This window comes from [Clostridium] celerecrescens 18A (assembly GCF_002797975.1).
Classification (GTDB): domain Bacteria; phylum Bacillota; class Clostridia; order Lachnospirales; family Lachnospiraceae; genus Lacrimispora; species Lacrimispora celerecrescens.
In genome coordinates this window covers 1993138-2012347 of sequence record NZ_PGET01000001.1, presented here as the reverse complement: position 1 = coordinate 2012347, position 19210 = coordinate 1993138, and the positions used below count along the sequence as shown (strand labels likewise).

Sequence of the window (19210 nt, the reverse complement as noted above, 5' to 3'; positions counted from 1 at the left end):
AGAGAGCTATGAACCACCGAAAAAATGGTAACATAGCTCTTTTGTATTATCAATGTTGGATAAGCAAACTAAAACAAAGGACTCACTGAAAGGGGAGGCTGACATATATGAGACGGCAATTCGATAAACAGGTGAAGCAGATAAAAAAAGAAGAAAATAAATTGCTTAACAAAAAGGAAAATCCATTATTAAAAGCTTCCATAGAGCCTGTTGCTGATAAAATCCAAAGTTATATTCCCGGCAAACTGAAAACCGCCCTGGAAACGGCATTTTATAAAGGTTTCCGGCTGGTTTTTGATAAAGGATATATTTATATCGAGAAAACTTATGATAAAGATAAGATACAGTTGGAATATGATTTAAATAATTATGCCATTGACAAAGTGACCAAAAGAAAATATCTGAAACGTCTTGACCGGTATTCCAAGCAGTCCCAGATGTTTAATTCTTCCATTTCTGTACTTGAAGGAGGAGTTTTGGGGGCATTAGGAATCGGCTTGCCAGATATTCCGCTTTTTTTATCCTTGGTCATGAAATCTGTTTATGAAATTGCTTTAAGTTATGGATATCATTATGAATCAGAGGAAGAAAAAGCTTATATCCTGCTTTTGATCTGCACTGCAATGTCGAAACAGGAGCAGCAGAAAGAATTCTATCAAAAGCTTGAAAAATTAGGCGTAGACATCGATGATAAGATGGCTTCGGAAATTGACTTGGAAGAACTTATAAAAACTACAGCAGGAATACTATCGGAGTCGCTGTTAGTCGCAAAATTTATACAGGGGATCCCATTGGTAGGAGCAGTGGGTGGCTTTGTAAATTATAACATCATTCGTAAGATCAGCAAATTTGCCGGTGTGAAGTATAAAAAGAGATATTACTTGAATAAACAAAAACGTGTGCTGCCATCAAGCGGGACACTGAATAATTAAAACTTTTAGGGTCAGTTCATAGTGGGATTGACCCTTTTTATTCTGAAGATACGTAAAATTCGCTTGTCATTCACATCAATTTCTTAATCAATATCCAACTATTCCCCAATTTTGCGATACCCCATTTTCCAATTCTCTGACTTTTTTTGCAGGTCATTCTTCAATTGTAAATCACGGCATAAGTGGCGTAAGTCCAGCCTGACAAGCTGCGAAACCTGCAGCTATGAGGTTATGAGCATGCAGAGATGCGGAGTGATGGAAACCTTGTCCCTTCGCATGGAACGCCATGTGGAAAATGCCCATAAGGTGGCGCAGTTCCTGGAAAGCCATCCGCAGATTCTGCAGGTATCCTATCCAGGACTAGAGAGCAGTCCATACTATAACCTGGCGAAAAAGTATTTTCCCAAAGGCCCTGGCGCGATACTGTCCATCCGCCTTAAAGGGGGTCTTGAGGCAGCCAAGAAGGTGTTGGAGCGGGTCCGCATCTTCGATTACATGGTAAACGTAGGAGATGCAAAGTCCTTGATCGTACATTCTGCAACCTCCCCACATTTTGGCCAGTCGAAGGAGCAAAGGGAAAAAGCAGGAGTTTTTGATGATACCCTTCGTTTATCCGTTGGCATTGAAGATGCGGAGGATCTTATCTCAGATTTGAGGCAGGCATTGGATTCTTTATACGAATAATAAAAAAGCATTAAAATAAAAGCGGAAGAAAACCGGATTGGTTTTCTTCCGCTTTTGTCGTGATTTAATTCATTGGTTTCCTTAGATTGTACAATAGACAATATTGCCATCCACAAGTGTCAGACACACTTTGATGTCACGCACATGGTCCATGGAGGTCTCAAATACATTTCCGTCCAGAACTGCGATATCTGCCAGATTGCCGGCTTTAAGGGTTCCTAGTTGGTTTTCACAGCCCAGGTTGTACTGGCCACCGTAGGTCCAGGCCTTCAATAGCTCAGCTGTAGTCAGGGTGTTCTCCTTGTTGAAGGGTGCACCTCCTTCAGGAAACAGGGCGCCTACCGTGTGATAGATGGACTCCGGAATATCGTCGTAGAGCAGCGGTAGGTCCGTACCGCAGGAGATCATCACGCCACTATCAACCATTTTCCGGCGATTCCAGTAGTTCTTGCCGCGTTCCTGGCCGATATTCTTTTGAATCATTGCCAGTTTACTGTCCCGGTTTGCAATGGACATGATCTGTGGATAGACCTCTGCCACTATGCCGAGAACTCCCATACGCTCCAGATCAGTAGGATCCGAGCATTCCAGGTCTGTTATTGCATGACGGTTTTTTATCTTACCGCCCGGTTCCCTTTGGCACTGGTCAAAAATATCTATGGTCCTGCAGATTGCTCCGTCACCCTGGGCATGGAGAGAAAAGCGGAAGTTCTCTCTGTCGGCTGATAGGGTATCCCTTCTTAAACCTTCCCAGTCGATATCCTTGGTACAGCAGGTATCTGAACAGAGGTAAGGCGATTTCATTTCACCTTCCAGCTGGCTGATGGATCCGTCGGTCATCTGGTTATAACCTGAGAAGTGTACGAAACTGCCGGAGAAGGAATCCCGCATCTCCCTTCCGTATTCCAGATTCATGGGGAAGCCAACAGGTTGACTCATGAAATGAACTCTAGCGGTAAGGGTATTCTCTTGTTCTAATTTCTTAAGTTCTTTTGTAAAACCGTAGAAATCATCAAAGCCCATTTCTTTTATAGAAGTAATTCCCCTTGAATTCATCATGGACAGATATTTCCTGAATTCCGGAACGGAAAAGTCCCTCTGCCCCAGAATATACTTCAGAAGGCGCCAGTAGCTTTCTGACCAGCAGGTGTCCGGAGTGAAACGGTAATCCCTATGGGCGGCGCTGTTCATATAGCAGCTTTCTCCCCCCTCCATAAAGAGGATAACAGGCACGTCTCCGAATTCCTGATCCAGTCGGTCACAGCTTAGCTCCGTGAAGCCTGTCTGCACACCTCTTGCCAGAACTGTAGCGCCCGGGGCCAGTGATTTCTGATAATCCTTAGCTGCTGCTATCGCCTGACCAGCGTCTTGGCATGTACTTAAATCGGCTCCTGCGATGGTCAGCAGATATCCACTGAAGAAGCAGTGTACATCCGTAAAGCCCGGACAAATGAGCCTGTCTCCCAAATTCAGCACCTGGGTGTCCGGCTCGGCGTACTCCGCCCCGTCTGAGGGACCTACGGCCATGATATGATTGCCTGATATGGCAACGAAACCTGCTTCCGGAGCGGAAGCAAGGCCTGAGAAAACAGCGTTGGATCGTAATAGAATGTTAGCTTTCTGCATAATCAGCCTCCTTTGAAAAAATAATGATTCAGATAAGTTGTTTGAAATTTCATACCAATTATTATGCTATCATATCACAGTAAAAAAATGGATTCAATCAAAAATGTGACTTGTAATAAAATTTGTAATAAAAGTATAAAAATTAACATTAAAATGTACATATTGCATAAAAATAAATGATAAGTGGGCGAAAATACGGTATAGGGTTGATGCTCGGTTTTTCGTTCGTTACGTTATAAACGGTATCTTAATAGTGATTACATATGTATTTATTCTAGAAGATCAACACATGTGTTTTGAACAGAATAAAATTTCTGGATAATGACAGGAGGACAAGTCTGACACACAATAGAACGAATCTTTATTTATTACAGGAAGGCGGAGTCTACAAATTTTAAGCAGGCTGGATACGGGTTTATGTACTTTGAATGACGGAAGACCTATGCGTGAAGACTAATTAAAAGATATGACTGGAAGCAGATAATCCATCGCACACCAGGCTGTACACAACAGCAGATGTAGAACGATGAAATTTGGTATAAAGATTAATTGAACGTATATATGATTGGAAGTGAAACAAAAATTAAAAGTCAAAAGTTATATATTATATGTGTAATATGCACTATTATATTGGGAAAAATATGTGAAAAATAATAAATTGACACTAATGTATTGATCTGATATACTGCAAGTGGTATAAAAAAGATAAAACATGTATAATAAAAATGCGGAGGAGAGGAAAAATGAAGGTTGCTGCAATGGGAGATAACTGCATTGACGTGTATGACCGGATTGGGAGGAAATATCCCACCGGCAATGTAGTCGACACTGGTGTCAATATTCAGAAGCTGGGAATTCCTGTATCCATTATCAGTACCACCGGTTCCGATGAAAACGGAAAATGGATGGTGGAGACACTGGCCAGGGAAGGGCTGGATTTGAGCCGTTTCAAAGTGGGAGACGGGCCGACTGCCATCACTTACATGGATATGGACGGGCTGGACCGGGTACACGGTGATTATGTGGAGGGGGTGCTGGAACATATTGAGTTTGACGATGAGGATGTCCGCTTTGCTGCCGCCCATGACCTGGTGCATACCGCATTGTGGGGAAAGGCGGAGGATGCCTTGCCGAAGATCCGCCAGCTTTCCGGTGCGCAGATCAGCTTTGACTATGCAGACAGACTCGACCACGAACTGGTTGAGAAAACACTGCCATATGTAGACTATGGATTTTATTCCTACCACAAGGAACGGGATGCTTTTATTGAATCCTACCTGAAGGATAAGGTGGAGAGAGGCATGAAGGTTGCGGTGGCCACCTTTGGTGATAAGGGGAGCCTGGCCTATGACGGCAACCGGTTTTATGAAGGAGGCATTTATCCTGCATGGGTGGTGAATACTGTGGGAGCAGGTGACAGCTTTATCGCTGGATTCCTCTATGAAATTCTGAATGGTTCGGACATTGAAACATGTCTGGACACCGGTGCGAAGATAGCTGCCAAAGTGGTCAGTACCTTCAATCCTTGGGAGGAATGAGAAGATGTGAAAACGGATTCTCTGTTATGGCGATTCCAATACATGGGGCTACATGCCAAAGACGGGTACCAGATATGAGGAGAATGTCCAAAATAGGATACGATATGGAAGAGATTCTGATCAGGGCCAGGCCCATTCTGGATACCAGAGGATCTGAAACTGAAATCATACTGGTGGCCCAAGTTCCCATTCATCCTGATACTGATCCTATGTTTGATCAGGAATCCTGGAAAAAGAGCGGGGAGCTGGCGCTGATTTACCGGGATCTGTACCATTCGCATGGGTGTCTGTACCTGGACGGCGGATCTGCCACCAGAGATGTGGGAGAAGATGGAATCCATCTGAGTTTTAAAGGACACCGGGCATTGGGAGAAGCAATTGCAGTAATCATAAAAGAACACGAACAATGTTTACTTACTAAGCTTGTGTAGTACCAGACTGAGTAAGTCGGCATGTATCGCACATAAGCGGTCTACATACAACCGTCGCGTGCCATAACAAAGGGGGTAATTAAATATGAAACTTGGAATGTTTACTTCTGGCTACCAGCGCAATCCGCTGGAACACTGCTTTCAGGATGCAAAGCGTTTCGGCTATGATTTCATTGAGCTGTGGGGCGGGAGACCTCACGCCTTTGCACCAGATCTGAAGGCGGGAGAGATTTTAGACGTAAAGCGGTTAATCGATAAATATCAGATGCCGGTGATGGGATTCACACCAGAGCACAATGCGTATCCTTACAACTTCATGATTGGAAGCGAGCGGCAGAGGAGAGATGCGGTGGATTATTTGAAGCTGTGTCTGGATATGGCGAAAGAAATGGGTTCTGATTATATGCTGGTGTCCCCTGCCCATTCCGGATATCTGGCAACCTATGAGGAGATCTGGTCCCGCATGGTGGACACCTTAAGAGAGTTGACCGGCCACGCTGAGAAGGTCGGCGTAAAGCTGGTGGTAGAGACACTCACACCCTATGAGACCAATGCGTTTAAGAGCGCCAATGACCTGATCGAGCTGTTCAAACGCATCGATTCCCCCTATATTGTGGGAATGTGCGATGTGGTGCCGCCTTTTGTCCAGCATGAAAGCATCATGGCATACATTGACAAGCTGGGGGAAAAAATGTATCACATGCATATTATTGACGGAGTTCAGGGGACTGATAGTCACATTGTTCCCGGCGAGGGCTCCATTCCGCTTCCTGAGCTGTTTAAAGAGCTAAAGGATGCCGGATATGATAAAACCGCCACATTGGAGCTGGTAACAGGATATATCAACGAGCCCAGGCTGTATTCCAGGAGATCCATCGATAACGTCCGGGCCTATATGGGAGAAGCTGGCTTCTGACAGACAGGAAGGAAGACTTATTATGTTTATTGACATTCATGTACATCCGGCGTTTTATGAGCCTATCAATGAGGACGCCAGGAGGGAGGCGTTAAGGCACGACGCTCTGGACATCCACTTAAACGGTACCGCACCATTGCAGCATATATTCAACCAGATGCGCTGTGCAGGGCTGGACCGCCTGTGCCTTCTTCCAGAGGACTACTCCACAGAGCACGGCAGTCCGCTGGTAACAAATGAGGAGATCAAAAGGCTGGTGGATATGGATCCAAACCGCTTTATTGGTTTCGCAGGAGTGGATCCCCTGGCCGAGGGGGCTGCAGATAAGATGGAGCAGGCATTTGGTGATTTGAAACTCAAGGGATTGAAGCTTCATCCATCCAGGCAGCATTTTTATCCGTCGGATGAGAGGCTGGATCCGATTTACGACATGTGTGAGAAGTATCACAGGCCTATAATTTTTCACAGCGGAATGTCCTGGGAGCCGAATACTCTGGCAAAATATTCAAGGCCAATTGAGTTTGAAGAACTGGCAGCCGCCAGACCAGGCCTGAAGATCTGCCTGGCCCACTTCGGCTGGCCCTGGGTGCAGGAGACCGCCATGCTGATGCTGAAATATCCCAATGTTTATGCGGATACAGGGATGTTGTATTTTGATAATGCTTTGGAATTTTTCAAGAGGATATTTAACCATGACATCCCCGTCACATGGATTGACCGCAGTCTCCGTCACCAGGTAATGTTCGGAAGCAACAATCCGCGTTTTGAGCAGATCCGTATGGCGGATGCCATTTCGCGTCTGGGCTTTAGAGAGAGTACCCTGGAACTGATAAAAGGTGGTAATGCAATAGAATTCCTGGGCGGATTAGAAGATACTTTCACTCCCGATGGTTCCGGGGAAAAGTAAGGAGGGATACCAGTGGTAAATACAAGTTCAATGACACTCCTGACAACGGAATACAACCAGATGATCCGGATCACCGGTGAAATCGAGCAAGCCGTGAAGGAAAGTGGAATTCAAAATGGAATTGTCAACGTAATCAGCAGACACACAACTACCGGAATTACGGTGAATGAGTCACTGGAATGCCTGGAAAGTGATATATCGGAGTTCCTGGCCAGGATGGCCCCAGAGGACTGGCCATACTCTCACGCCAGGATGCTGCGTGAGTATGGTTCTACGGCAGGCAATCCCACGGGTCACCTGAAATCACTTCTCACAGGGAACCACTGTCATCTGATTGTAAGCAAGGGCTGCATTCAAAAAGGTGGGGCTCAGGATGTTTACTTCTGCGAATTTGACGGACCGGCCCAGAGAACCATACTCATTCAGGTGATGGGGGATTAATAGTTTCTAGCAACAGCTGCACGTCCATGTGGACGTGAAGTGATATACGGTTAAGGGGAGCATATATAGCAAAAATACAAATAAAAAGGAGAAAGAGTATGTCAAACGTTAAAACACCGGAACAAAATTCCAATGAATTAAAGCGGAAGCTTGGTCTTGGCACCGTAATTGCTCTCGGAGTCGGTACAACAGTAGGATCCGGGATTTTCTCATCACTGGGTGAGGTGGCGGGAGCCGCAGGAAGCAGTCTGTTTTTGGTGCTGTCTTTCCTGATCGGCGGAATGCTGCAGATTCCAGCTAATTTCTGCTATGCGGAGTTGGCCAGTGCCTTTCCTGAGGACGGGGGACAGTATGTTTACTTTAAGGAAGCGGGTTCACGCCCTCTGGCATTCCTTTGCGGATGGATCAGCTTCTGGGCCACCGACCCGCCGTCCATTTCTATTATGGCCCTGGCCATTGCTAACTACCTGGCGTTCTTCATTCCGGTGCACGGTTTGATTCTCCGCCTGGTGGCAGTTGGCTTCGTGCTGATTTTCATGATGCTGCATTTGCGCTCTGTGGAAGGTGGTGGTAAATTTCAGACAATAATTACCGCTCTGAAGGTTATTCCCTTTGTATTGATCATCGGTATCGGTATCTTCTTCATTAAAGGAGACCTGTTCCTATCCTCCGCGCCGCTGGCAGGCGTGACTGCAACTGGTTTTACCGCTCTTCTGGCCGGTATCTCTGCCACCACTTGGTCCTTTGACGGCATGGCGGCGGCCTGCTATATGTCTGGAGAGATCAAAGAACCCAAGAAGAATCTGCCAAGAGGACTGATCCTCACTGCATTTATCGTACTTGCCCTGTATGTTGGCCTGACTTTGATCGCTTCCGGTCTGTTGTCTGTTGACGAGCTGGCTGCCTCGGAGGCTCCTATCGCATTGCTGGCCTCCAAGATCCCCGTTATAGGCGGATATGCGGGAATTATCGTGGCGGTGATGGCAGTGATCGTTGTAATCGGATCTCTGTCCAGCTGTATCATGTTCCAGCCGCGTATTGAATACGCTATGGCAAAGGATGGCCTGTTCTTCAAATCGTTTGGCAAGGTTCATCCCAAGTATGAGACTCCTTACTTTTCCATACTGGTTCAGTGTGCAGTTGCGATCATTCTGATTTTCGCCACATCGCTTTCTGACTTGCTTGGTTACTTCACTTTGGTAGCTCTGCTAAAGAACTTCCTTACCTTTGGCACGATCATTGTGCTGAGAAATAAGGCGCACTACAAACCTGCATACAGAATGCCTGCAAGGCCTCTGATGGTGGGAGTGGCCATGCTGATCACAGGAACCCTGATCTGGTCAACCTTTATATGGGCGCCTATGGCAGGTATCGCCTGCGCACTGATTGCCGTGGTTACAGGACTTCCGGTATTTTACTTCTGGGAGAGCCGGAATAAAAAGGCGGAGGCCGTAAAATAGCGGTTTTCTCCAATTAGAGAGATTGACACTTTGAGGCAGATGTTCTAAGATTAAAGATAGTGTAACAAGATTTGTAATTAAAAATGAAAAAAAGGAATGTCTGTCATGAGTTTAGATCGCCAGAAGCCCCGGGATGAGGCAATGGAAAAAATTGAAAATTATATAATTAAAAACAACTTAAAACCGGATGAGAAGCTTCCTTCCGAGCGGAGCATGTGTGAGATGTGGGATTTTAACCGGTCCACCCTCAGAAGTGCGATTAAGCAGCTGATTTTGGAAGGCAAAATATATAATAAGAATGGTTCTGGAACCTATGTGGCCAGGGAAAAACTGGTCCGTAACCTGCAGGATGTCTACGGTTTTTATCAGACAGCGCAGATTGCAGGACGGAGGGTCGATACAAAGGTGCTGCTCGTGGATTTCTGTGAAACTACGAAGGATATTGGGCGCAAAATGAAACTGCCGCTGGGGCACAAGCTGATACGGCTTGTGCGCCTGCGTTATCTGGACGGGATACCCGTGCTGATCACTACCATCTATCTGGATGCCCAACGTTTTGCAGGTCTGGAACTGATCGATTTAAATAAGGTTTCTCTCTATGCTGTGCTGAAGGAACAGTATGGTGTGGAGGTTTCCAGCGGTATGGAGAAACTGAGCATCGCCTATTGCGATGAGGAAGAAGCGGGTTATCTGGAAATCGAAGAAGGTGCTCCTGTGATTTATCAGTCAGGTGTGACGATGGACCAGCAGGGCGTGGTGTTTGAATATTTTAAGGAAATCACACGCTCAGAATACGTTTGCTTCGCAAGCGAGCTTACGAGAAGGTGAGTTTCTTTCCGGCAAATGGAGGAATAAAATATGAAACTGGCTGCAGTTGGCGATAACTGTATGGATGTTTATGATAATACCGGGAATGCTTACCCGGGCGGCAATCCTGTAAACGTGGCTGTGTATTTTGTGCGGCTGGGAGGCCAGGCTTCCTATACCGGCGTGGTGGGTACGGATAAGTACGGCGCGCTGATGAAGGAGAAGATCGCAGAAAAAGGCGTGGATGTATCCCATATCCGTTTCATGGAGGGGAACACGGCCATCACCCATGTGGACCTGGTGGACGGAGAGCGCATTTTCGGAGATTACGATGAGGGTGTGCTGGCCGGCTTCAAGCTGACAGATGAAGAAAAGGATTTTATCTGTGAGCATGATATGATCGTGACTGGACTATGGGGGAATATCCACAACGATTTGGTTCAGTTGAAGAAGCGTGGAATCAGAATTGCGTTCGATGCAGCCACAAGGCCGGGTGATCCGGCGGCTATCGCTGCGATTCCGTCTGTGGATTACTTGTTTTTTGCCACGGACGACGGAGATACCTGGGAACTTCGGGAGACCATGAAGGAGCTTAAGGAAAAAGGTCCTGGTATGGTGATTGCCACAATGGGCGAAAAAGGCAGCATTGCCTATGACGGAACTGGGTTTACAATATTTGGTATTATACCCTGCAACGTGGTGGATACCATGGGAGCCGGGGATAGCTTTATTGCAGGATTCCTGAAGGGGATTCTGGAAGGCAAAAATGTGAAAGAGTGCATGAAAATGGGCGCTGCTAACTCCAGTGTGACATTGGAGTACAACGGCGCCTGGTAATATCGCATATATGTGGTTAAAAAACGACCGCCAAGTGCTTATAACAAGGAGGAAAAAAGTTGGCCAAAACAGCAGAGATTGCTTACAATTCACCGATTTATCTTCAGCTTCGGGAAGTGGTACGTTCTAAAATCGAAGACGGGGAGTATGCTCCCGGTACGGCTATCCCCTCGGAAAATGTTCTGGCAAGCACCTACGGAATCAACCGTCTGACCGTCCGCAGCGCCATTGATGCGCTGGTGAATGAAGGACTGTTAAAACGTGTCCAGGGCAAGGGTGTGTACGTTGTGGCCCAGATCGAGAGGGACTTAGAGGTGTTGGGCGGTTTTACCCAGACCATGGATGAAAAGCATGTTCAGAATAAGCGCAAGATCCTGCTGAAAGGCCAGCGGAAGGCCGGAGAAAAATACGCGGCAATCTTTGGAATCGACGAGGAAGATATGCTGTACTATATCAAACGTCTGGACTATGCAGATGAAGACCCCATAGCCATTCAGGAAATCTATATTCCTTATAATTTGGCACCTAAGATGGAAGGGATCGACTTAAGTGTGTTCAGCATGTTTGAAATCTATAAATTTTATGGGATTAACCCTGTTAGAGCTTGGCAGACCCTGGATTTAGTTCAGCTGACTCAGTCCGATGCCAGGCTGATTAATATCAACAAAGACCAGACGGTATTCCTGTTCTCCTGCACCACCTATGATGAGGATGACCGTGTGATAGAATATTCGAAATCTTATACCCGTGGAGACAAGTGCAACTTTAAGGTGCATTTCCATAAGTAGAAGGAAGGAGCAAATATGTTAAAGTTTGACGAACAGAAGCAGATTGACAGTATAAATGGCGCTCTGGCACTGCGGCCGGAGATTGAAAAAATTGTGGACGAGATCCAGCAGAGAGGTTTTGACGGTATTTATTTCATCGGTATAGGCGGAACTTGGGCTTCCGGCATGCAGGCGGAGATCTATATGAGGGGCAGAAGCTCCATACCGGTATATGTGGAGAACGGCGCGGAGTTCATCACTACTGGCAATAAGCGTTTTACCAAGGATTCCATCGTGATCTTCTCATCTGTAACGGGAAGCACCGAGGAGATGGTAAGGGCCATTGAAAAGGCACGGGAAGCCGGTGCCAAGGTGTTTGGTTTTATTGACAAGCCAGTTGCTCCCATGGTGAAGCTATGTGACTGGTGCATTTCCTACCCTATGAATGAGCAGCTGAAGTTTTATATGGTTGCCAACCGGCTGATGTTCAACAACGGGGACTTCCCTGAGTACGACCGGTACAACGCAGAGATGGAGGCCCATCTGGCCCGGGGCCTGGTGGAGATTGAGAAGGAAGCAGACCAGTGGGCAGCTGGATTCGCCAGGGATAAATATGAGTATTTTAAGGCTCGCCCGGATATGCCCCACTATTTTGTGGGTGGCGGTAATCAGTGGGGAGCCACTTACTCCTATGCGATGTGCTACTGGGAGGAGCAGCTGTGGATCCGAACTAAATCCATTACCAGTGCCGAATTTTTCCATGGTATGCTGGAGGTTATAGACGCGGAAACTCCTGTGACTTTGTTCATCGGAGAGGACGAGCAGCGCCCCCTGGCAGAGCGCGTGAAAGGATTCCTGCCCAAGGTCTGCAAGAATTACACTGTTATTGATACGAAAGATTATGAACTAAAGGGAATCAGCCAGGAATTCAGAGGTTCTGTTTCACATCTGGTTATGCATGCGGTTAACAACCGTGTGGATGCCCATATGGAGGAAGAGTTCTGCCATCCTATGGTGATCCGCCGTTACTACCGCCAGTTTGAATATTGATGACGGGAGGCGGCAAAAATGTCGAAGATTACCATGGATCAAATCGGGGTAATGAGCGTTCAGTATGTCCACTATTCCCTGGAATACTATCTGAATTCTATGAAAAAATGTGGTCTGAAGCACGTGGACCTTTGGGGCGGAATTCCTCACTACTGCAGGCTGGACAATCCCACTGCGGAAGATGCCAAAGCTAAATTGGGATCCATCCGGAATAAAATGGAAGAGCTGGGTCTGAACGTGGCGGTTTACACCCCGGAAACCCTATCTTATCCCTACAGTTTTTCAGATCCCCATGAGGCGGTGAGAAATCGCACATTGGATTATTTCATTATGGCAATGGACGATGCTTTGGTGATGGGTACCAACAAGGTTTTTCTGAATTCAGGCTGTGGACTTCTGGATCTACCAAGAGAGGAATCCTTTGCTAGGATGGTAGATACTTTCAAAAAGATAGCAGAAATTGCTGAGAGAAAGGGAATTGAGCTGGTATTGGAACAACTCCAGCCTTATGAGAGCAATCTGGTACTGAATCTGGCGGATGTCAAGCGTGTTCTGGACGAGGTCAATTCCCCGGCACTCTTCGTATGTGTGGACGTGGTAGCCATGGCTGTGGCGGGAGAGGAGTTGAAGGACTACTTTGAGGTTTTAGGCACTGAGAAGATCAAGTTGATCCATTTTGCTGATACGTGCCATTATATTCTGGGTGATGGGGATCTTCCCCTGAAGGAATATCTGCAGACGTTGCAGGCGTATGACTATAAAGGTGTTGTGGATCTGGAAATCAACGATTCCATTTACTGGGATGATCCTCATGAATCTATAGTAAAATCGGTAGAATGGCTGAAGGAAAATCTGGACTAGAACATATGATGGGAAAGACGTAATAAAGTGAAGCTGTCGAACTGAATTGATTTAGGGAATTGAGATAACTACCAATTGTTATGAAATAATCGCTGCATGCAGACAGCTGAATTATGAAAAGGAATTATGATGATAGTTCAATATTATTGGCAAGGCCCTATGTGCTTTTAATTCTTTATATGCTTCTGTGAAAAAAATTAAGTTAAGTCTGAAAAAGCAGATCTTCTCACAATGGAGAAGGTCTGTTTTTATTTGAACTATGAGAAGATTTAAATACTTGAATACCGAAGATAAAGAAGTTGATAAATTTGTAATATACAATATACTTATTATAAAAGAAAAATAGACATTTCTTGCATTGTGGCTAACGTTGAAATGGCGGAACCCGATGAACTATAAAAATTTTTGAGAAATATCGAGATACGGGAGGTTAATGGATGTATATTGTTGCATATCGCTTGTTAAATTTACTAAATGATTGTGAATATGGTTCTACAGATGCACATATCGCGAAAAGTCTGCTGGATATGATATATGAGGTTGAATTTTTACCGATTGACCAGGTTGCGGCAAAATGCCACATCTCCAAGTCAACACTTTCTAAATTCATAAAGCGCCTTGGCTTTGAAGATTACAAAGAATTTAGGGATAATGTGAGGAATGAGAAAAAAAGAAGCAAATATACCGGAAACGAACAAAAATTATCGATGAACGAGTTTATTGAAGCACAAGGAATTGAACGATATTTGAATGTTCTTTCTGGCGATATTAAAAATTTCCTGTCAGGAATTAACATGGGGCAGATTCAAAAACTGGCAGAGGCTATTTATGAATATGATAAAATTGCTGCATTCGGAGCCGTTTATTCGGAAACGGTTGCTATGGATTTTATGTATATGTTTGCTGAGGAGAGGAAATATATAAAAACAAATCTCTTTGATATAAAGCAGGAACAATTTATTAATCAGGCAGATGAGGATACTCTGATTATTATATTTTCCAATTCAGGCCAGTATATTTATAGGGATGGGATGAAAGCTTTGAATTCATCCAAATTATTTATCAAAAAAACGAAGGGCAAGATAGCGCTCATTACTTCGAATAAAGAGGCGGCGTATGACCCTTGTATCACGTATCCGGTTTTATATCATTTAACGACGGTTGTGCAGAATCATCTGATGATTGAGCGTGTCGTCGTGAATCTGATTGTGGACAGCTACAGAAAGATCAGGAAAGAGAAAAGTGAAAAATAATTAAATCGAGAAAGGACAGACTTTCATGTAGAGTCTGTCTTTTTTTGTGAGAAATGACTAAATTAAGTTTGTACAATTAAGGGGAAGTTGCTAAAAAAGTTTCCAAAAAGCGAAATTCAAAGATTTTTAAAGAGTTTTTATTTATAATAAGTTTCAAGTTATTATGCATAATAAATTATAAAATTCAGTCAGAAAGGAGTAAGAGATGTTCGGTTAATAAAGACCGTAAATGATGGGGAGGGTGACATAGTCAATAAAAGTTTGTGAAAACGTTAGGAGGAAGGGATATGTATTACATTATTGCTTCACATGGGGAATATGCTGAGGCTTGTAAAAAGAGCTGCGAAATGATTACCGGAGCAGCACCCCAGTTTTCAGTAGTGACATTTACAGAGGAAATGACGAAAGAATCGGTTGAGAGGGCCTACAGAAAGATTATTGCGGAAAAAGGAGAGGAACAGTGTCAGGCGATTATTTCTGACATAAAGGGGGGAACGCCTTATAATGCAGCAATTACCATAAGACATGAGTATCCAACGATCGCACTGGTATCAGGACTATGCCTGGGTATGATGATTGCATTGAATATAGGTGATACGTTAGAGAGTGCGATTGAACAGTCAAGAGAAATAATTACCGGAGAAGGGGTATATGCCGCAAAACAAACAAAGGAAGTTGTTGAATCTGCTGAGCCGGTGGAAAATAACGGTATTGTGAATTTCAGGCTGGATGAACGTCTGATTCACGGTCAGGTGGCAACCTTCTGGACTCGTACTCTTGGCGTCACAAGAATTATGATAGTAGATAACGACATCTTGAGCGATGAGATAAGCAAAAAGGCTCTGCAGGCAGCAGTTCCCTCAGGTATCAGGCTAAGTGTCCTGTCAGTATCTTCAGCGGCGAGGAAGCTTAACAAAGGTGCTTACACGGGACAGAGAGTATTCCTCATTGTAAAGAGGACGAATACAATCCGTGAGCTGCTTGAAGCAGGAGTCAAAGTAAAAGAAGTAAACATCGGAAACATGGGAGTGAAAAATGGACGGAAACAAATATTTAAATCCGTTTACTGCTCAAAGGAAGAAATTAAGGATATTCAGGATATAGAGAAATCCGGTGTGCAGGTATATGCCCAGATGGTACCGAATGACGAGAAGAAGAAATTTACTTCTTTTATAGATTAAAAAGGAGGCATAGGGAATGGGAATTCAAGTGTGGCAGATAACAGTATTGACATTTTTAGCTTTCTTTTTTATTTGTGAAGGCTTATCTACATCTATATTTGCAAATCAGCCGGTTATCATAGGGACGATTACCGGTATTGTTATGGGGGATATAGGAACTGGTCTGGCAGTAGGGGCGACTCTTCAGCTGATGATCCTTGGAGTAGGTACATATGGAGGGGCATCCATACCTGATTATGTGACTGGTGCGATGATTGGGACTGTATTTGCAATCACGTCTGGAAAGGGAATGGAGTTTGGTATGGGACTGGCGGTGCCTGTAGGACTCTTGATGGTACAGCTGGATGTCCTTGCAAGATTTTCTAATGTGTTCTTTTCCAAGAGAGTTGAAGCAGCGATTGAAAGAATGGACTTTAAGGGGATGGCAAGGAATACGTGGCTGGGAGCTTTTTCGTGGGGGCTTTCCAGAGCGATTCCAGTTTTCCTGATGTTAATTTTCGGGCAGAACCTTGTTAATACCATTACAGAGCATATGCCGGAATGGTTAATGAGCGGTTTGTCAGTTGCAGGAGGACTGCTTCCAGCAGTGGGTATTGCAATCCTTTTAAGATATCTTCCTGTTAAAAATTATATCGCTTATCTGCTCATTGGATTCATTGCAGCGGCGTATTTAAAAGTGCCAATGGTTGGAGTGGCAATCATGGGAGTGGCACTGGCAATCATCGCATTTAAGCAGGAGGCAGCGAAAAACCAGAACGTTGTTGCAGTAAATCAGGGTGCTGTTCAGGAGGGATTGTTAGATGGAGAATATGAAGACTAATCAGGAAAAGATTACAAGCCAGGATATAAACAGTGTAAGCAAACGATGGATTCTGGCATCACAGATTACATGGAATTATGAAAAAATGATGGCAATAGGCTATCTGTATTCCATACTCCCGGTCTTACGTAAATTATATAAAAAAGAAGAAGAGTTAAAAGCAGCAATGAGAAATCATGTGCAGTTTTTCAACACGACTCCTCATATGGGCGGATTTATACTGGGTATTGATATTGCAACAGAGGCAGAGGGGAAAAACAGCAGCACAGATGGGGTTGAAACAGCAAATGGTATTAAAACAGGTCTGATGGGGCCTTTTGCAGGTGTTGGTGATACCATATTTGGAGTCCTGATACCAACGATTTGCGGTTCTATAGCCGCTTATATGGGACAGCAGGGTAATGTAACAGGTGTCGTTATCTGGATATTGGTTAATATAGCGATCATGGCATTCCGTTATTTCACAGTAGGAATTGGATACAGAGAGGGTACAAAATTAATTGCCTCAGCAAAAGATAAGCTGGATGCATTGACCAGTGCGGCAACACTGCTTGGCATTACCGTGGTCGGTGCTTTGATTCCGACTGTAGTAAACGCGAATGTTACAGCAACCTTTACATCGGGAGATGTCACTTTGGCGGGACAGGACATTTTAGATCAGATCATGCCAAGCCTTGTTCCTGTTCTGATTGTAGCTGCAATCTATGTTTTGCTTGGAAAGAAAAAGATGACCTCTACAAAGGCAATCTTAATTGTTATGGCAGCATCCATCATTTTTGCAGCAATTGGATTTTTGGGATAAACAGACAACATACCATTTCCGGCAGAGGACAGAAATGTTCCGGTCAGGGAATGGTGGAACATTAAATGATACAGTAAGGAGAGAGATTATGGGATTAGAGTTTTTTAACCAATCAAAAAAAATTATGGAACAACTGGAAGCAGCGGAACAGGAGCACATTCATGAGGCGGCCATACTGGTTTCTGATTCTATCAGAAACGGAGGAATCCTGCAGGCATTTGGAAGCGGGCATTCCTATGCAGGTGCAATTGAAGTATGCGGAAGAGCCGGAGGTTTAATTCCAAGCAAGCTTATCCGGGACAAGGCGGAAGGTATGTATGAGAGTGTGGAAGGAAATGCACCGTTTTTAATGCGCCAGGTGAACATAGGAGAGAATGATATTTTCATACTGATCTCTAACTCCGGCAGAAACCCGTTTGCAATAGAAATGGCTGATTACATAAAGAAAAAAGGCAACAAGCTGATAGTAGTAACTGCGCTGGAGGTTTCAAAAAGCTCAACTTCCAGACATTCTTCCGGTAAGCTTTTATATGAGTTTGCAGATGTGGTTCTGGATAACCATTCCACATTTGGAGATGCTGCTCTGGAAGTTGAAGGACTGGACTGCAAAGTCTGCGGAACCTCTTCACTCAGCACATGCCTTCTTCTGCAGCAAATGATTTATGAAGCGATACAAGATATGATGGCAAAAGGATATGAGCCTCCGGTTTACAAGAGTGCTAATATTGACGGAGGCAGAGAGTTTAATAATACTCTTGAACAGAAATATGCAGACAGAATCTGGCATATTTAAAAACAAAGAGCAACTAGTTTGAAAAGACAGGCGGTTTTTTTAATTCTGAGAGTATGAGGTGATTATGAAATATTCGGTATTAGAAGTATGTGCAGATTGTGTGCAATCTGCGGTAAATGCGGATAATGCAGGAGCTGACAGGATTGAGCTTTGCAGCAATCTGGTAATCGGCGGCGTGACTCCTGGAATGGCACTGTTTAAGCTTGTAAAAAAATATACGTATATAAAAGTCCGTGTCCTTCTACGTCCCAGATATGGTGATTATTGCTATAATGCTTATGAATTTGAACAATTAAAAGAAGAAGTACAGATGTATCGTGAATTGGGAGCCGATGGTGTGGTAATGGGAATCTTAAGAACGGATGGACGGCTGGATGAGGAAAGAATGTCCGAACTGGTAAAATTAGCCGGAAACATGGACACTGCACTGCACAGAGCATTTGATGCCTGCATAAACCCATTGGAAACGTTGGAACAGACAGTTTCTTTAGGAATGAATACTATTTTAACTGGCGGTCAGTGTGGAAAAGCATGGGCTGGCAGAGAATTGTTAAAGGAGCTTTATGAGAAAAGTGCAGGAAGAATCGAAATCCTGGCAGCAGGAGGAATTAATGCTGAAGTAATGGATAAATTAATTCCGCTTACCGGTATTACCTCTTATCATATGTCCGGAAAAATTAAGGTGGACAGCATGATGACATATCGAAAAGAAGGAACTAGCATGGGGCTTCCGGAAAGAGATGAATATGCCCTTTGGCAGACGTCAGAGGAAAAAGTAAAACAGGCTGTTCAAGTTTTAAAAGGTATTCAGTATAAATAATGTAGTTTAAAAAAATTCCAGCTGGGCTGTGTGCTAATTATTTAGCACACAGCCTTTTGAGTTAATAACAGATTGTGAATAATGAGTTATTAAAAAGATGTTGTGGATTGTATTGCTTTTATATATAAATATGAAATGAAGTCAATTAAAAAATGCTGGATTTAAAGCGAAAATACCAATTAAGATTTACGAAACGTTTACATATTAAAAAAAATGCCCATCTTTGCAGAAAATAAAATATTTGCTATAATAAAAATTACCATATTTACAGATATTCATCGCGC

The 19210-nt window shown here is 44.2% G+C and carries 20 protein-coding genes; 19 read left to right on the top strand and 1 reads right to left on the bottom strand.

Annotated features, from left to right (window positions below):
- The first annotated feature begins 107 nt into the window (after nt 1-107).
- Together H171_RS09470 and H171_RS09465 are read left to right on the top strand one after the other, a co-directional pair.
- Nucleotides 108-932, top strand: coding sequence for an EcsC family protein (locus H171_RS09470; protein ID WP_100304908.1), 825 nt, complete (start codon nt 108-110; stop codon nt 930-932).
- A 237-nt stretch (nt 933-1169) separates the two neighbouring features.
- Nucleotides 1170-1616, top strand: a complete 447-nt coding sequence (locus H171_RS09465) for a PLP-dependent transferase (protein WP_242976924.1) — start codon at nt 1170-1172, stop codon at nt 1614-1616.
- An 81-nt stretch (nt 1617-1697) separates the two neighbouring features.
- Here the strand turns inward: H171_RS09465 and H171_RS09460 are convergent, their stop codons facing one another.
- On the bottom strand, nt 1698-3242 hold the full coding sequence (locus tag H171_RS09460; RefSeq protein WP_100304906.1) for an amidohydrolase: 1545 nt from the start codon (nt 3240-3242) through the stop codon (nt 1698-1700).
- Nucleotides 3243-3985: 743 nt separating this feature from the next.
- Between H171_RS09460 and frlD (H171_RS09455) the strand changes: the two genes are divergently transcribed.
- The 17 genes from frlD (H171_RS09455) to H171_RS09375 all read left to right on the top strand — a co-directional run bounded on the left by frlD (H171_RS09455) (nt 3986) and on the right by H171_RS09375 (nt 18926).
- Complete coding sequence (frlD, locus tag H171_RS09455; protein WP_100304905.1) at nt 3986-4780, top strand: fructoselysine 6-kinase; 795 nt, start codon at nt 3986-3988, stop codon at nt 4778-4780.
- Between the two features lie 83 nt (nt 4781-4863).
- On the top strand, nt 4864-5211 hold the full coding sequence (locus H171_RS09450; RefSeq protein ID WP_242976923.1) for an SGNH/GDSL hydrolase family protein: 348 nt from the start codon (nt 4864-4866) through the stop codon (nt 5209-5211).
- A gap of 85 nt (nt 5212-5296) precedes the next feature.
- Nucleotides 5297-6127, top strand: coding sequence for a fructoselysine 3-epimerase (gene frlC / locus H171_RS09445; protein ID WP_100304904.1), 831 nt, complete (start codon nt 5297-5299; stop codon nt 6125-6127).
- A 22-nt stretch (nt 6128-6149) separates the two neighbouring features.
- A complete protein-coding gene (locus H171_RS09440; RefSeq protein ID WP_100304903.1) occupies nt 6150-7034 on the top strand; it encodes an amidohydrolase family protein in 885 nt (294 codons plus the stop codon).
- Between the two features lie 30 nt (nt 7035-7064).
- Entirely contained in the window at nt 7065-7475 is a 411-nt protein-coding gene (locus tag H171_RS09435) for a secondary thiamine-phosphate synthase enzyme YjbQ (RefSeq protein ID WP_207655226.1), read from the top strand.
- A gap of 98 nt (nt 7476-7573) precedes the next feature.
- Nucleotides 7574-8935 carry an amino acid permease gene (locus H171_RS09430; protein WP_100304901.1) on the top strand — a complete coding sequence of 454 codons (1362 nt, stop codon included), beginning with the start codon at nt 7574-7576 and terminating at the stop codon, nt 8933-8935.
- A 105-nt stretch (nt 8936-9040) separates the two neighbouring features.
- Complete coding sequence (locus H171_RS09425) at nt 9041-9763, top strand: GntR family transcriptional regulator (protein ID WP_166433600.1); 723 nt, start codon at nt 9041-9043, stop codon at nt 9761-9763.
- 30 nt (nt 9764-9793) lie between these two features.
- Nucleotides 9794-10579, top strand: a complete 786-nt coding sequence (frlD, locus tag H171_RS09420) for a fructoselysine 6-kinase (protein WP_100304899.1) — start codon at nt 9794-9796, stop codon at nt 10577-10579.
- A 59-nt stretch (nt 10580-10638) separates the two neighbouring features.
- Nucleotides 10639-11367, top strand: a complete 729-nt coding sequence (locus H171_RS09415; protein ID WP_100304898.1) for a GntR family transcriptional regulator — start codon at nt 10639-10641, stop codon at nt 11365-11367.
- 15 nt (nt 11368-11382) lie between these two features.
- Nucleotides 11383-12396: an SIS domain-containing protein gene (locus H171_RS09410; protein WP_100304897.1), complete on the top strand. Its 1014-nt coding sequence runs from the start codon at nt 11383-11385 to the stop codon at nt 12394-12396.
- An 18-nt stretch (nt 12397-12414) separates the two neighbouring features.
- Nucleotides 12415-13257, top strand: a complete 843-nt coding sequence (locus tag H171_RS09405; RefSeq protein ID WP_100304896.1) for a sugar phosphate isomerase/epimerase family protein — start codon at nt 12415-12417, stop codon at nt 13255-13257.
- 437 nt (nt 13258-13694) lie between these two features.
- Nucleotides 13695-14510, top strand: coding sequence for a MurR/RpiR family transcriptional regulator (locus H171_RS09400; RefSeq protein WP_100304895.1), 816 nt, complete (start codon nt 13695-13697; stop codon nt 14508-14510).
- A gap of 287 nt (nt 14511-14797) precedes the next feature.
- Nucleotides 14798-15691 carry a PTS mannose/fructose/sorbose transporter subunit IIAB gene (locus H171_RS09395; protein ID WP_100304894.1) on the top strand — a complete coding sequence of 298 codons (894 nt, stop codon included), beginning with the start codon at nt 14798-14800 and terminating at the stop codon, nt 15689-15691.
- A gap of 16 nt (nt 15692-15707) precedes the next feature.
- Nucleotides 15708-16511: a PTS mannose/fructose/sorbose/N-acetylgalactosamine transporter subunit IIC gene (locus H171_RS09390; protein WP_100304893.1), complete on the top strand. Its 804-nt coding sequence runs from the start codon at nt 15708-15710 to the stop codon at nt 16509-16511.
- A complete protein-coding gene (locus H171_RS09385; protein ID WP_100304892.1) occupies nt 16492-17313 on the top strand; it encodes a PTS system mannose/fructose/sorbose family transporter subunit IID in 822 nt (273 codons plus the stop codon). Before H171_RS09390 ends, H171_RS09385 begins: the two co-directional genes overlap by 20 nt.
- Nucleotides 17314-17401: 88 nt before the next feature.
- Nucleotides 17402-18106 (top strand): SIS domain-containing protein, encoded by a 705-nt coding sequence (locus tag H171_RS09380; RefSeq protein ID WP_100304891.1) that lies wholly within the window; start codon nt 17402-17404, stop codon nt 18104-18106.
- Nucleotides 18107-18170: 64 nt separating this feature from the next.
- A complete protein-coding gene (locus H171_RS09375) occupies nt 18171-18926 on the top strand; it encodes a copper homeostasis protein CutC (RefSeq protein WP_100304890.1) in 756 nt (251 codons plus the stop codon).
- Nucleotides 18927-19210: the final 284 nt, after the last annotated feature.

Bases quoted from the DNA above. Each gene is read 5' to 3' on its own strand.
- frlC (WP_100304904.1), top strand. From the start codon at position 5,297: ATGAAACTTGGAATGTTTACTTCTGGCTACCAGCGCAATCCGCTGGAA.
- H171_RS09375 (WP_100304890.1), top strand. From the start codon at position 18,171: ATGAAATATTCGGTATTAGAAGTATGTGCAGATTGTGTGCAATCTGCG.
- H171_RS09410 (WP_100304897.1), top strand. From the start codon at position 11,383: ATGTTAAAGTTTGACGAACAGAAGCAGATTGACAGTATAAATGGCGCT.
- H171_RS09430 (WP_100304901.1), top strand. From the start codon at position 7,574: ATGTCAAACGTTAAAACACCGGAACAAAATTCCAATGAATTAAAGCGG.
- frlD (WP_100304905.1), top strand. From the start codon at position 3,986: ATGAAGGTTGCTGCAATGGGAGATAACTGCATTGACGTGTATGACCGG.
- frlD (WP_100304899.1), top strand. From the start codon at position 9,794: ATGAAACTGGCTGCAGTTGGCGATAACTGTATGGATGTTTATGATAAT.
- H171_RS09425 (WP_166433600.1), top strand. From the start codon at position 9,041: ATGAGTTTAGATCGCCAGAAGCCCCGGGATGAGGCAATGGAAAAAATT.
- H171_RS09465 (WP_242976924.1), top strand. From the start codon at position 1,170: ATGCAGAGATGCGGAGTGATGGAAACCTTGTCCCTTCGCATGGAACGC.
- H171_RS09405 (WP_100304896.1), top strand. From the start codon at position 12,415: ATGTCGAAGATTACCATGGATCAAATCGGGGTAATGAGCGTTCAGTAT.
- H171_RS09380 (WP_100304891.1), top strand. From the start codon at position 17,402: ATGGGATTAGAGTTTTTTAACCAATCAAAAAAAATTATGGAACAACTG.
- H171_RS09460 (WP_100304906.1), bottom strand. From the start codon at position 3,242: ATGCAGAAAGCTAACATTCTATTACGATCCAACGCTGTTTTCTCAGGC.
- H171_RS09385 (WP_100304892.1), top strand. From the start codon at position 16,492: ATGGAGAATATGAAGACTAATCAGGAAAAGATTACAAGCCAGGATATA.
- H171_RS09400 (WP_100304895.1), top strand. From the start codon at position 13,695: ATGTATATTGTTGCATATCGCTTGTTAAATTTACTAAATGATTGTGAA.
- H171_RS09440 (WP_100304903.1), top strand. From the start codon at position 6,150: ATGTTTATTGACATTCATGTACATCCGGCGTTTTATGAGCCTATCAAT.
- H171_RS09395 (WP_100304894.1), top strand. From the start codon at position 14,798: ATGTATTACATTATTGCTTCACATGGGGAATATGCTGAGGCTTGTAAA.
- H171_RS09470 (WP_100304908.1), top strand. From the start codon at position 108: ATGAGACGGCAATTCGATAAACAGGTGAAGCAGATAAAAAAAGAAGAA.
- H171_RS09435 (WP_207655226.1), top strand. From the start codon at position 7,065: ATGACACTCCTGACAACGGAATACAACCAGATGATCCGGATCACCGGT.
- H171_RS09390 (WP_100304893.1), top strand. From the start codon at position 15,708: ATGGGAATTCAAGTGTGGCAGATAACAGTATTGACATTTTTAGCTTTC.
- H171_RS09450 (WP_242976923.1), top strand. From the start codon at position 4,864: ATGTCCAAAATAGGATACGATATGGAAGAGATTCTGATCAGGGCCAGG.